General features: G+C 71.5%; 15 protein-coding genes. 11 read left to right on the forward strand and 4 right to left on the reverse strand.

Annotated elements, in window-relative coordinates; genetic code table 11:
* Window positions 1–85: 85 nt before the first annotated feature.
* Window positions 86–505, forward strand: coding sequence for a hypothetical protein (locus ACIBSV_RS48940; protein ID WP_395874195.1), 420 nt, complete (start codon window positions 86–88; stop codon window positions 503–505).
* A gap of 133 nt (window positions 506–638) precedes the next feature.
* Here the strand turns inward: ACIBSV_RS48940 and ACIBSV_RS48945 are convergent, their stop codons facing one another.
* From ACIBSV_RS48945 to ACIBSV_RS48955, 3 genes are all read right to left on the reverse strand, one after another.
* Window positions 639–2,384, reverse strand: coding sequence for a hypothetical protein (locus ACIBSV_RS48945; protein WP_395874197.1), 1,746 nt, complete (start codon window positions 2,382–2,384; stop codon window positions 639–641).
* Complete coding sequence (locus ACIBSV_RS48950; RefSeq protein WP_395874199.1) at window positions 2,381–2,647, reverse strand: hypothetical protein; 267 nt, start codon at window positions 2,645–2,647, stop codon at window positions 2,381–2,383. The genes ACIBSV_RS48945 and ACIBSV_RS48950 overlap by 4 nt, the downstream gene beginning before the upstream one ends.
* A gap of 104 nt (window positions 2,648–2,751) precedes the next feature.
* Window positions 2,752–2,997 (reverse strand): hypothetical protein, encoded by a 246-nt coding sequence (locus ACIBSV_RS48955; RefSeq protein ID WP_395874201.1) that lies wholly within the window; start codon window positions 2,995–2,997, stop codon window positions 2,752–2,754.
* A 144-nt stretch (window positions 2,998–3,141) separates the two neighbouring features.
* Between ACIBSV_RS48955 and ACIBSV_RS48960 the strand changes: the two genes are divergently transcribed.
* Both ACIBSV_RS48960 and ACIBSV_RS48965 read left to right on the forward strand, forming a co-directional pair.
* Window positions 3,142–3,645 (forward strand): hypothetical protein, encoded by a 504-nt coding sequence (locus ACIBSV_RS48960; protein ID WP_395874203.1) that lies wholly within the window; start codon window positions 3,142–3,144, stop codon window positions 3,643–3,645.
* Between the two features lie 145 nt (window positions 3,646–3,790).
* A complete protein-coding gene (locus ACIBSV_RS48965; protein ID WP_395874205.1) occupies window positions 3,791–4,441 on the forward strand; it encodes a DUF262 domain-containing protein in 651 nt (216 codons plus the stop codon).
* 100 nt (window positions 4,442–4,541) lie between these two features.
* Here the strand turns inward: ACIBSV_RS48965 and ACIBSV_RS48970 are convergent, their stop codons facing one another.
* Window positions 4,542–5,186 (reverse strand): restriction endonuclease, encoded by a 645-nt coding sequence (locus ACIBSV_RS48970; RefSeq protein WP_395874207.1) that lies wholly within the window; start codon window positions 5,184–5,186, stop codon window positions 4,542–4,544.
* Between the two features lie 542 nt (window positions 5,187–5,728).
* Between ACIBSV_RS48970 and ACIBSV_RS48975 the strand changes: the two genes are divergently transcribed.
* The 8 genes from ACIBSV_RS48975 (at window position 5,729) to ACIBSV_RS49010 (ending at window position 12,845) form a co-directional block, all read left to right on the forward strand.
* The gene (locus ACIBSV_RS48975) at window positions 5,729–6,166 is read left to right on the forward strand and encodes a hypothetical protein (RefSeq protein ID WP_395874209.1); all 438 of its coding nucleotides are present in this window, start codon (window positions 5,729–5,731) and stop codon (window positions 6,164–6,166) included.
* Between the two features lie 303 nt (window positions 6,167–6,469).
* Complete coding sequence (locus ACIBSV_RS48980; protein WP_395874211.1) at window positions 6,470–8,947, forward strand: DnaB-like helicase C-terminal domain-containing protein; 2,478 nt, start codon at window positions 6,470–6,472, stop codon at window positions 8,945–8,947.
* Between the two features lie 7 nt (window positions 8,948–8,954).
* Window positions 8,955–9,536: a transcriptional regulator gene (locus ACIBSV_RS48985; RefSeq protein ID WP_395874213.1), complete on the forward strand. Its 582-nt coding sequence runs from the start codon at window positions 8,955–8,957 to the stop codon at window positions 9,534–9,536.
* A 246-nt stretch (window positions 9,537–9,782) separates the two neighbouring features.
* Window positions 9,783–10,202 carry a hypothetical protein gene (locus ACIBSV_RS48990; protein ID WP_395874215.1) on the forward strand — a complete coding sequence of 140 codons (420 nt, stop codon included), beginning with the start codon at window positions 9,783–9,785 and terminating at the stop codon, window positions 10,200–10,202.
* 282 nt (window positions 10,203–10,484) lie between these two features.
* A complete protein-coding gene (locus ACIBSV_RS48995) occupies window positions 10,485–10,622 on the forward strand; it encodes a hypothetical protein (protein ID WP_395874217.1) in 138 nt (45 codons plus the stop codon).
* 216 nt (window positions 10,623–10,838) lie between these two features.
* Complete coding sequence (locus ACIBSV_RS49000) at window positions 10,839–11,324, forward strand: hypothetical protein (RefSeq protein WP_395874218.1); 486 nt, start codon at window positions 10,839–10,841, stop codon at window positions 11,322–11,324.
* Window positions 11,325–11,448: 124 nt separating this feature from the next.
* Complete coding sequence (locus tag ACIBSV_RS49005; RefSeq protein WP_395874220.1) at window positions 11,449–11,817, forward strand: hypothetical protein; 369 nt, start codon at window positions 11,449–11,451, stop codon at window positions 11,815–11,817.
* Between the two features lie 419 nt (window positions 11,818–12,236).
* Window positions 12,237–12,845: a hypothetical protein gene (locus ACIBSV_RS49010; RefSeq protein WP_395874222.1), complete on the forward strand. Its 609-nt coding sequence runs from the start codon at window positions 12,237–12,239 to the stop codon at window positions 12,843–12,845.
* The last annotated feature ends 92 nt before the right edge of the window (window positions 12,846–12,937 follow it).

Below are 12,937 nucleotides of genomic sequence, written 5' to 3' on the forward strand. Positions count from 1 at the left end.
CCGGGTCCAAGGCCTCTACGAGAGCGGGGTGAGCGTCACGAGATCCGTGGGGCGAACGTCCGTGCGGGTGCACGGATCCCACGGCATGCAGAGCGCGGTCGGGACGATCCGCGCGTCCGGTACGACGCGGACGTCGATGTCGCGCTCACTGCGGCCGCCGCCGCGCCCGTGGGCCGCCCGCGGCCGGAGGCAGGCGATCGTCGCGGCGCTCGTGGTGATGTTCGTGACGGGTATCGCGATCAACGCCGTCCTGGGGTCGGCGGCCTCCTCGGTGGGGCTCGCCGTGGGGGCGTGGTTCCTGGTCGCGTACCGGAAGCGGCACCGGGTCGCTCATCCGCAGTGGTGTCGGCGATGGGCGATCTGGAGACGCCTGTTCTGCTGCCGCCGCTGCGACGGAGTGTTCCTCCCCCCGGGGGAGTTCCCGCCCCCTCTGGGCGGGCGACTCGTCGAGCGGCGCAACCTGCACGCCTACCTCGCGCACTGCGCCGACGCAGGGAAGGCGTAGCCGAACGATGCAAAACGACGAACAGGCCTGCGTGCGCGGCGTCTTCAGCGCACCCCGGTGGCGGACCTCAGGTCACGGACCCCGACGGCGTTCGGGTGGCGTCGGGCGAGGTCGGCGACGATGCCGCGCAGGCTCAGTCCACAGGCCGAAGCCGTCGACCGCCTCGGGGCGAAGGGGTGGCGGCCTCCCGGGCGTCCACGCTTTCGTAAGGCTGCCATGTGGTCTCGTCGTGTCGGCTCTGCCATTCCGGCCGGATGGTCAGTGCCACGAGGCGGTTCACGGGGATGGCGACGGGTGGGTGTCGCCCCTCGGCGACGGGCCGGAAGTCGATGTGCCGTTCGCCGACGCCGGCCAGGGAGCCGAAGACACTCGCCAGGAACGTCCGCTCGTCCCGCCGCCCGCACTCGATGTCCAACCGCAGCAACTGGTGGGGGTACAGGCGTTCCTCGTGCAGCGGGGCGAGGGCACCGTCCTCGCCCGGCGCCCAGACCCGCCGGCCGTGGTGGGCGCCGTACGGGTCCTCGGATGCCTGCAGTTGATCGGGGAACGCCGCACGTACCGCGCGGCGTTCGCGGCGCACGGTCTCGGAGGCCGTCGTGTCCTCGCCGTCCGCGTCGCCCGGCAGGAACGGGAAGACTTCCCGAAGCAGCACTCGGGCCGCCTCGAGGTCCGCGTCGCCGCCCGCGGCCGGCGGCCCGACGGTGAAGCGGCGCTCGTCCTCGTGGAAGCGGGCCTGGTCGGCGTCGAGCTTCGCCACCACGTGCGCCGGCGCGGTGATCACCGCCGCGTACGACAGCCCCCGGGAGCGCCCGCCGTAGTCGTCGACCCGGTGCCTGCCGAACGCGAGGACCGGCCCCAGCGTCGGGCAGGCCGCCAGGTACGCGATCGGTTCGTCCCTCGCGCCGGTCAGCGGCCAGTCACGGATCAACAGGAGCCGGGAACTCCCGTCCCCGCCCTGCTCCTCGAACGCGGCCTCCAACCGCTCGCAGGCGGCGCCGACCACCGTCGGCCACCACGCGGCCAGCTCCGCGTCCGCCCATTCCGCGGGGCCGGCGTGGAATGCCCCGCAGGTCGAGGCGACCGCCGGCAGTCGGGTCACGTCCCTCACGTGCGCTCCCGCCAGTTCGCCGGCTGCCGCGTCCCGTGCGAACTCGGCGGCCGTTCGTGCCGACGCGCCGCGCGAGCGCGCGACCAGCCACGCCCGGCTGGTCGTCGACCACACGTCGAGATCCCGGTGCCACACGTCGTAGCCCCGGGTCGGCCCGCTCACGGCCGCCGATACCCGGTCGCACATCGCGTGCTCGGGCGAACGTCGGGCGCGCTCGACCGCCTGCCGGGCCCCGTCGTAGGCCCCGATCCTCGGACAGCCCTCGGTGTACTCCTCAAGGAACGCCACGCGCTCGGCCAGGAACGTCTCCCAGGCCTCGGTCAACAACCGCGCGTCGGCGGCCGACGCCTCGTCGCCTGCGGCACGTTCGAGCCATCGCCGGATCTGCTCGTCCTCACCCGGGGCCAGGTGTGCGGCGTGCCGGGCGTACGTCATCCAGGTGTGGGCGCCGTCGCCGTCGCGTGCCCGGGCCAGCCAGGCGCGGTGCCCGGCCACGGCGGCGGCGGCCCTCCACAGGGCCTCGGCGCCGGGTGGCAGGACGACGGTGCAGTGCCTGCAGATCGCGTCGAACACCTCCAGCAGCCGGTAGGCGGCGGCGTCCTTCGCCTCGCCCGCATGGCGGCAGTCGGTGTACGAGCGTCGGAGATCGGCGCGGGGAATGTGGTACTTGGTGCGGCCCTTCGTCAGCGCGACCGTCACGGCGGCCAGGCCGGTCAACTCGACGCCGAGCTGCTCGTGTACGACGGGGCCCAGGGCGGGCAGGGCGTTCACCGTCGACCGCCGCCGAGCCTGCCCATGGTGGCGTCGAAACGTTCGGGGAGGGTGTCGCGACTCGTCGACACGCCGCGGAAGCGGATCTCGGCGTCGGAGCCCGCAGGAAATGTCTCGGGCCGGAAGCCGGCCGTCCACCGTTGGGTAGGCATGTCCTCGATCTGCGTGTCGGCGGCGGGAGCACCGCCTGCATGTGCCGTGCGGGAGTCGACCAACGGACAGGCCCGCCGCAACACTGCCACCGACTTCGTGCCGTCGCTCACGCGGTGAGCCTAACGATTGCTGCGGCATCGGAGGGCACCTTCTCGATCCGGCATCGACGTCACCGCGGACCGAGCGGGAATGCTCGCCGTTGCGACCGTGTGCCCTACGTCTGTTCCCCGCTCTGGTCGTGTCCGTCCGGACGGGCTTGTGCACGGGCGTCGGCCCGCTTGACGAACCGGCGGATGTACTCGCGATCCCAGCCGCTCCTGCGGGAGACCACCGACGGTTTCACCTTGGCCTGGGTGGCGAGGACACAGGCCTCCTGCAGCTCGTCGCGGGCGGCCTCGTAGGCGGCCTTGGCGCGGCGGTACTTCGACGCGGCGGCGTCGATTCTCTCCTCGGGCGTCATGTGCGGAGCTTGCCATAGATGCGGTCTCCGTCTGCAACCAGAGTCCGCAAAGAATCATGCTCTGCGGGCTTGATGATGCAGATAGTGTCGGCAAACATGGGTTGCAGACAGAGTCTGCAATCGAATCGAAGGGTTGGGGTACCCGTGAAGGAGTCCGCGCACGAGAGCAACACGTACGACGCAGGGAGTCCCGGCGACGGCCTCACCTGGATTGCGACCGACGGCGGGAAGTTCTACGCGGCCACCACCGGCCGGCGCCGCTACTACCTCGCGGCGCGCCCGAGTCTGCCCGACTTCACCGGGGTGCAATGGTGCCTGTACGGCGACAACGGCCACCGTTCCTGGGTGGGCGAGCCGATGGGTGCCGACATCGAGGAGGCTGTCGAACGAGCCACCCGAGCCGTCCTGCACACCCACGACGACCCGGCGACCGCGATGACCGTGGACGAACTGCGCGAACTGCTCGCCGACATGCCCGGTGACCGCCGTGTCGTCCTGGGCAACGACGCCGAACTCAACCGGATCGGCCCGCCCCTGGGATACGACATCGGCTGGTACACCCCTGGTGGGGACGGCGATTGGAAGCACGAGACCACCCAAAAGCCGTCGGCTCGCGCCCTCGCGGCCCTCCTGTTGTTCCCCGGCTGAGGATGCCCGGTCACGCGCCGTGAACCGAGCGCGCGAGGGCCGCCAGAGCCGGGGGACCCGACAAAAGGTACCGCACCCGCCCCGTCGACAGGCCGATCCGAGTGTGAATCGCAAAGGCGGGATCGGCCGACGCAGAGGAGTCGTCGTGACCCGCCAAAGCCCCGCGCCGCTGGCCCACCTCGGACTGAGCGTCAGCGACCGCCAGATCCGGGAGATCACCCGTAGCTTCCGCGACTCGTTCGGCCTGGACCTGAACCCGCCCTATCAACGCGGCACGGTTTGGACGGTCGATCAAAGAGTTGCTCTCGTCCACTCGTGGCTCACCGGCACGCCCACCGGCGTCGTCATCCTCAACGACCGCTCCACCGAGGAGTGGGCGCGCGCCAACGGCGGCGACCCCACCGAACGCGACGAACCCATGTACGCGTGCATCGACGGAAAACAGCGCATTACCACCGCGTGCGCCTGGTTCGACGACGAACTGGCCGTCCCTGCCTCATGGTTCGATCCACACGACGTGACCGCGACCGAGGACACCGACGACGGACCGTACGTACGGCACGGCGGACTCGTCCTCGCGCGCCGGCGGCACTTCGCCAACCGGGCGCACCTGACGGTCGCCCTCGCCAGGGTCGCCACCGTGCCGGAGGAGGCGGCCATCCACGTCCTCGTCAACGGCGGAGGAACCCCGCAGAGTGGGGCCGACACCGCCCGAGCCGCCGCCGTCGCGGCGGGACGACGTCCGCCGGGCGGCCATGCCCGTGAGATCCCGCCTTCGTCCACGACGAGAGCGTGATCCGCGCCGGTCACGACCTTCGGGCGCCGAACCGTCGACGCGGACGTACGGTTTGTCCCGGTGATCGCCGCTTCCGTGTGTGAGTACGCGGAAGCGGTGGTCAACGGCGACCGGCCCCGACGAACGAGAGGGCGGAGCGCCCCGACAACCACGCCCCGAGGCGGTCCCGGTCGATCAGCACCACGGACTGGGCGACGCCGAGGTTGCGCGCCGGGGTGGTGAACAGGGAGGAGGTCACGAAGATCAGGACCTGGGCGCCGTGGACGTGCCGCCCCGTGCCGAGGAAGCGCTGCATGTCGGGCGAGCCGACCTTGGAGGTGACCGCGAAGCGTTTGCACTGCACCACGAACCGCCGTCCGTCGGGGAGTAAGCCGACAACGTCCGCCCCCAGGTCGCCCGCGCCTCCCGACACCCGCACCCGCGAACACCCGTCCCGCCGGCACAGGCCCGCCACCAGGTGCTCGAACTCCCGACCGCTCATGGCGTCCACCTCCGCGAGCGAGAGGGCCGCCGATCCCCGCGAGGTCGACCTGCGCCGCAACAGCGGCCGGCGCCCCGAGGCGACCCGGTACCACACGAACAGGACGACGCCGGCTGTGAACAGCAGCGCCGCGACCCAGTAGGAGGCCACTTCCGGTACTCCCAGCGCCTGCGTGGCGCCGGTCGACATCAGGCACGCTAATCCCCAGGCGACGGTGAGGAGTTCGCCGGCTGTCAGTTCCTGCTTCTTCTTCCTCTTGCTCAAGGTCTCGGGTCCTCTCGGGTGGCTTTGGGGCGGGACATGACGACGCAGCGCGGTGGGCGGGGTCGTGAAGGCGGGGCATGGGGTGTCCGCGACGGCGCGGGACCGGCTGTCCGACGAAAAGCGCGTCGTCGGCGTGCGGACTCGGCGATTCGGCCCGGTGGCGTCGCGAGGACGGCGCGGAACCACCATGAGGCGGGCGCCCCCGGCGGGCGGGGTCGTGAAGCCCGGTTGGGCGGAGGCTGCCGACGTGATGCGAAGCCGGGATTCTCCCATCCGGGAGGAGCTCCGGTCGAGATCGCACCCGGGCGATTCCGAGGTTGCGTGCGGGTGCGAAGCCGCGCGATCACGACTGTTCGGCCACGCCGGGCGCCGACCCGGGCGGCACCCGGGTCGGACGGCGCGGTCGGCCGTGACCCTTCTCCTCGGGTGCTCCGAACGGGCCGGCGAGGAGCGGACGAGCACTCGTCCGTCGGGGCGGTCGAATCGCCGTGCGAGGGGCGAAAGCGTCGATGACGTCGGACCGGTATCGCACAATGGCCCGCATGTTCCCCGATGACACCTATCTGTCGAAACTCGGACGACTGACGTACTCCCTGGCCCTGGTGGAGAGCACGGTCCTGGCGCACCTGGCACATCTCCCGGGTCTGCCGCCGGCGTTGACCGCCCGCAAGCTGACCGGCAGGACCCTCGAGGCGATCGCCCGCGCCCTGTCCGACCCGGCCAACCTCGCGAAGGTCACCGAACCCGCCACTCGCACCTACCTGGACGCGGCCGGCGAGGAACTCGCCGCCGCCGCGCGCGCGAGCCACGCCGTCGCCCGCGCCCGCGCCGCCGAGCACGACGAAGCGCCCCGTCTGCACCGCCGACCCGACCACACCACCGCCGGCACGGACATCACCACCACCTGGCTCGACCACGCCCAAGCCGAACTCGACGACGCACTGCGCCGCCTCGGCGAGGTGCGTCGCACCGCGGCCTGACCCCTGGCATGACGGGGCCTGCGGGTGCGGTGCGGGCGGGCGGGTCCGGGGCGCACGAGCCGCCGCGGCGGGTGGATCCGGGCGGCATACCCTCCCCTTCACTTCGTGCGACGGGAAGTCGGGGAGTCCCGGCCCGACCCGGACGGACATCTCGCGCCGCCCGGTGAAGCATCGCGACGATGCCACCACGGCAGGCGAGAACAACCCCTCTTTCGACTTGATTTCCTTTCTGTTCGGGCCGATTTCCGTGTCGGATCACGGTAGGATTTCAGGTGTTGGTGTCACCTGGGGAAGGTCGGGCGGATGAGCGGCGAGGAGCGGACGCCGGACGGATCGGGCCGGCTCACGCCCGGTGCGGCCGGTTCGGGTGCGGGGTTCGGGGTGGAGGAGGTCCGCAGGCAGTGGGCGCGGGTGGTGGCCGACGCCGCGGACGGCACCTCGGTGGTGATCCACGCTCCGCACGGGGTACGGGCGGTGCTGGGCCCACCCACGCCGGATGTGCTGGCCGCGCAGGGAGAGTTGCCGGCCTTCACGATGACCGCCGCCAAGCAGGGCCTGGGCAACTTGGTACGCGCGGCTGCGGCGGGTACCCCGCAACTGGTGCTGCGTTACCGCCGCGTCTACGCCCAGATCACCCACACCTCCACCGCACCCCACACCACCGGCGCCGGCCCCGCCGCGCCGGCGAGGCGGGCGGCGCCCGGACCGGACGCCCACGACGTCGCACCCCCGCCGCCCACCCCCGCCGGATCCTCCGGGACAGGCCGTCGTGTCGCCGCGTTCGCGACGGCGCTGGGGGAGGCGACCACCGCCCGCCGCCGCGCCATCTCCTTCGGCCCCACCGCCCTGGACGATGCCTCGGGCGGTGGCGCGTTGCCCGGCCGCCTGGTTCTGGTCGCCGGTGCGCCCGGCGCGGGCGCGGGCCTGCTCGCGGCGGGCACCGTGTTGTCCGCGACCCTGGCCCCGGCCGACGACCCCGACTCGCCGAACGCGGTGTTGCTGTGCACGCCCGGCCGCCCCCGCGCCGACATCGCCGCCCGCCTGACCGCCGCCGCAGCCGGAGTCGACCACCGCAGGCTGCGCGCGGGCACCCTCACCGGCCTCGAACGCCACGCCGCCGACGCCGCGTCCACCCGCCTGGCCGCCGGAGGACTGCTTCTGGATGACGGCGCCGACCTGACCCTGGACCTGCTCCGGGAGACCGCGGCGGATGTCGCGGGCCTGCGCCTGGTCGCGGTGGACCCCCTCAATCACCTCCTCCCCGGCGCGGCCGGCGCGGCCGGCCCCGATGTGCGGCGGGTCGTGGCCGCGTTGCGCCGGTTGGCGGCGGATCTGGACGTGCCGGTGGTGGCCGTGTGGGAGACCGGCGCGGGTGAACCACCGGAGGTGGCGGCGGCGTTGGCCGAGGCGGACACCGTGGTGCACCTGACGCGTGAGGGTGAGCAGGCGTTCGCGATCGTCGCCGAACGCGACCTGGGCCCGGTCGCCCAGGCGGCCCTGCACGCCGACCTCGCCCACGTCCGCTTCACCGACCTCCCCCCAACCGCGACCACCTCGAACGGGACCGGCCCGGCCGGCGCAGCGCCGGCCGACAACGCCGACGACGCCGAGCCCCCCGCTCGTGCTCCTCGCGAACGCGCCGAGAGTCGACGAGACCGGCCGGCGGCCGGCGCACCCGCGACCGCGCCCCGCACGCCGACCGCACCCGCACGCGGGGCCACCCGCTCCGCGTCGTCCGCGCCGAAGACCCCGGCCGCCTCGAAGACGCGCAGGGTCGTGGCGGACACCGACGAGGACCCCCTGCCCGGCGCGATCGCCGGCGCGGTCGCGGAGGAACTCGCAGCCGCCGAGGGCGACATGGCCGCCGCGGGGGAGGCGTTGGCCCGCCGGGCGATCCCGGACGTGATGGAACTCCTGCGCCTGTCCCGGGCGGGCTCGCGGTACGAGCACACCTGGTACCCGCCTCTGCCGGAGTTGCTGCGCAAACGCAGCAGAGAGGAATCGGACGCGGTCTGGGAGGCCCGCCCCAAGTGGCGCAACAAGCACCTACCCGCCGGGGACCACGAAGTCGTCGCGCTGGACATGAACGCCGCCTACCTGTCCGCCCTCAAGGCCCACCTGCCCATCGGCCCCCTCGAACACCGCGCCGGCCCGGCGTTGGACGACCACGAAGGCCCCCGCGGGCGCAAACGCCGCCGCGCCGGCATCTACCTCGTCGAACCCCCGGCCTGGGACCACGACGATCTCCCCAACCCCCTCGGCGACCGGGACGAACCCGGGCCGCTGTGGATCACCGACCCCACCCTGCGACTCCTCCTGCGCTGCGCCTCGCCCGCCTACGGCACCCTGTGCGAGGAACCGCAGGTCCTGGAATCGTGGACGGCGGTGGCGACGGAGAACCTCCTGGAGCGGCTGCGGACCGCGTTGCGCGACGCCCGCGACGCCGCGATCGCCGAGGGCGACGACGTCACCCTGGACTACGTGAAGCAGATGTACGCCAAACTCGTCTCCACCATGGGCGGCTCCAACTACAACCGGGAGATCAACCGCCCCGACTGGATGCACATCATCCGCTCCCAGGCGTTCTCCAACCTGTGGGTCAAGGCCTTCAAGGCCCACCAGGGCGGCCTGACCGTGGTGCGGGTGATGGGCACCGACGAACTCCACCTCACCACCGGCGACACCGACACCGACTGGCGCACCGTCTTCACCGAGGGACGAGGCGTCGGCGACGTCAAGATCAAGGACACCTACATCCTCCAGACCAAGGAAAGGAGCTGAACGCCGCATGCCGTACCGCTCCCTGGAGCCCGGCAAATACGGGATGCGCGGCATGCGCGCCTCCGAACTCGCCGCGCAGCGCCTGGACGAACTCGCCGACGGCATCACCTCACCCGTCGACACCGAACGCGGCCTCGCCGCACGCCTGCGCTACCTCACCGCCTCCACCGCCGGCTACACCGCCATGGACACCGCTGGCATCACCGTCACCCCCCGCACGCTCGCCGCGTGGCTCGCCGAGGACCAGACCCCCAACCGGGCGAACCTGCGCCGGATCGAGACCGCCTACCGGGACCTGCGCCGGCACAACGTGGTCCGCTCGCTGACCCGCCGCCTGAACAACGGCGGCCGCGGCACCCGCGTGGAACTGCACCCGCACGACCAGTCCGGTGTGCGCGAGCCGCACCGCCGCGCGGGCGTGGCCGGGCATCGCAGCGTCAACGTCCGTCGCTGGGACGCGATCGTGCGCGCCTGGGCGGCCGGGGACGAACAGAAGCTGGACGAGCTGTGGACCGACGAGGTCCTTGCCGATCTTGGTTCGGACTGGGGCGGCTACGAGTTCTCCGCAGGGGTCGGCTTCGCGGTCTGACCTGCACGTTTTCCGGATCTCGGACTGCGAATCACCCGAACGACGGCTCTTCGTCGGATCGTTGGCCACATTCGAGACTTGCCGCTCGCAGCCCCGAACGCCATCCCCCGCAAGAGTGAACGGTGGGTCCGCGCTGTTCGTCGGTGGCCTCACCTTCACGGCGAACCTCGTACGGTCCCGCTGGGGATGTTACTCGTGCGGGTGGATCCCGCGTACGCCACCGCAGGGCCTGGTTAGGCTTCGACCATGGCCGCCTTCGGTTCCGCCTTCGATGCTCCCGAACACGACGATCACACTGAGGGTTCGCTGTTCCGGCAGTGGTTGGTCGGTGATCTCGACGACCCCGATCCCGAGTCCGAGGACTACGACCCGGCCTGGAGCACCCAGGACACACCGTTTCGGCGGTGGCTGGTCGACAGGCTCGCCGCGGCCGGCTCCACTCTCCCCGCCGAGGCCGCATCCTCCTTCGCCCCCGCGAACCGCTACCACGGCCTGAGCGACTCCCACGCGCAGCTGATCGTGATCCTCACCGACACCGACGTCGACCAGGTGCGAACCGCACACAAGGCCGATCTCGAGGACTGGGCGCGGGAACAGGAGTTGCGGGACCACCCGGATCTCGCCGCCCTCGACGCGGACCTGGACCGCATCCGAGACCGCTCCTGACCCGGGTCTCGCCGGGCTGCGCAGGCCCTTCCGCGAGATCGTCTTCCCCTGGACCAGGGCCACTTCGCCCTCACCACCGCCACGGACGGACGCTCCACCATCGACGGCGCCATGTCCCGGGCGACGATCTCCACGTCGCCCGGGACCGGGCGCGCGATCGCCGCGCAGGGTGGGTTCGCGTCGGGTCGTCGACGAACTCGAAATCGGTGAACCGGACGTCACGGGCACGGCCGCTGCTGTACTGGTCGCCGGGCAAGGACGCGGAGAACGGGCGCGCAAACGATGATCGACTGCCAGAACCTGGCATGGGTGGTGTGGCGGATCAACGTCGACGACCCGGACCGCCTGGCGGGCGAGGAGCCGGGCCTGGCCGAGCGCACCGAGCAGGCGATGACCGAGCTCGCCGCCACGTCGGGCTAGAACCGCGTCGACTACGACTCCTCCGAGGACGGCGTCCCGTACTACGCCTGGTGGATTCGCATCCCGCAGGTCGAGCACGCCCGACGCGGCCCCGACGGCATCCCGCACATCCTTGAACCGCTGCGCCGCCACCTGGCCGCGGAACTGCCCGCCGGCCTGGAGTGGGAGATCACCCCGGACCGAGAACAGACCATCGACCACGCGGCGTCGAGCGACATGCGGGCCCTGTACGAGGACCTGATCGGCCCGTTCGAACGCGCCCTGATGCCACTTCGCGTCGACGGGGCCCACGAACTCGATCCGCAGGCCAAGGTCTGGAAGTGGGAGGAGAAGCTGCTTGTGGGCACGTTCGACCTGTGGTTGTGCGAGGACCGGGACTCCCCGCCCCCGCACTCGTGGACGGTCCTGAGCGTCGGCCTGTGGACCGAACCGCAACTCTTCGATGAGGAACCGGCGGCGACCATCGGCCATTTCGGGTTCACCCCGCACCACCCCCTGCTGTTCCTGCCGAGGCCGCCGGGTCCGTCGACGTTCACCGCCCGCGTCGAGTCCGGCGCGTTCCCGATGAAGGGCAAGTCCCGCACGAAAGGCGCCGACGCGATCGGGACGGCGCACCAGTGGACCGCGAACGACCCCAGCGTCCTGGCGGAGCGCGTCGCCCGAGACCTGAAGGTCCTGATCCCGCATCTGCCTCGGCAGTAGCACGGACGCCACCCGCGCCTCGCCACCTCGGGTCGGTGCCGACCGGCGAATCACCGCCGGCCCCTACCGCTCGTCGCAGGGACGGAGTACCGTTCCCGGTCCGTTGATCTTGGGAGGTGCCCCGATGTGGGTGATCCGGGAATTCACCAACGACGAAGGCGTCACCTGCCGGGCCGTGATGACCGAAGAGGCCGCCGCCCGACCCGACGAGGAACACCGCGCGATGTACCGCCGCCTCGAACCACTCCTCCAAGGCCCGCCGAACCCCGCCTTGGCACCGATCAACCGCACCCTGAACACCAACATGAACGCCTTCGTCCTCGAACGCCTCGAAGGCCTCCACACCTGCGGCCACCACGTCGGCCTCAACGACTTGGTCCCGGGCCTGCTGCGCCCGGACATCGACCCGCAACTCCTGGCGACCATGGACCTGTTGTTCGACCAACAGATCGAGACCATCGCGGACCGGATCCGGCGCGGCGAGTCGACCTGAACCCGTCCACGGGCGACCGGCCATCCCCTCCGCCGGATCGTCCGCGCGACGAACGAGAAGGGTCGTCTTCCTCGGGTGGATCGCCCGCGAGGTCGCCCGCCCGCTCGCGCTCGTCCTGGACGAGGAACCCACTCCCATGGTGCACGTCAGTCTTGCCACCGACACGTACGCCTTGGGCCGGTCGGAAGGCCAGAGGCGACTCGCGGCTCAGGACGAAGTCCTCCTCACGATCACCCTCGACCACCCGACACAGCACCCGTCATCATCGGGCGGTTGACCCAAGAAACGGATGAGTTTGGTCGAGGTGCGCCAGCTTCCCTGTCGGAGAGAAGGCTTCGGTCTGCCCCTGACGCCTGTGCGGGCATGTACGTAGGCGAATCCGGTGGTTCCAGCTGGCACGGGCCGTTACCGTGCCTGACGTGGATTCCCATGAGCTCGAACCGGTCCGACCCTCGCCGGGCGACACCGCCCTGCTGGCCGACGATTCCCCGATCGTGGAGCGCCTGCGGGCACTCGGCCCCGAAGGCGAGGGCGAATTGGCGCTGGGCTTGTTGCGCGACGCCCACGCCATGCTCTCCGACCCCGGCCGGCACCACCGGCCGTACGTGATCGCCCAGTCCGTCTGCCGCACCGCGATCGAGTGCCTGATGGACCTCGGCGGCACCAACCACAAGGCCCTGCTGGCGGCGCGCAACGACCTCACGAAATCGCTGAAGCCGATCTTCCAGCCGAACGGGTCACGCAAGGTCGGCAAGCCCCTGGCGCGTCTCCTGTCTGCCCTGGACACGCTCCCTGGCATTCCCGACGACGCCGCCACCGACGAGATCCTGTGGACGGCCCTGACCGCGTTGCATCGCTCCCGCACCTACCACCGGACGCCTCTGACCGACCTGGCGCACGCCCAGGCGCTGGAGCAGGTGGTCGACATGCTGGACGCCTTGGAACAAATGCCTGTTCGGCTCACCGGGACGCACCGCCTCACCACGGCACTGCGGGACCTCCACGCGATCCGCGTTACCCCGGGCTGAGCTGCTCTGAGTTTGGTGGAGTCCTTGAAGCCGGGTTATGGTGCCCGGCGTAAGGAGCACCACGAACCATGCCAGCACCACGCAAATACCCC

The sequence above is a fragment of the Embleya sp. NPDC050154 genome, assembly GCF_044460165.1.
Lineage (GTDB): Bacteria > Actinomycetota > Actinomycetes > Streptomycetales > Streptomycetaceae > Embleya.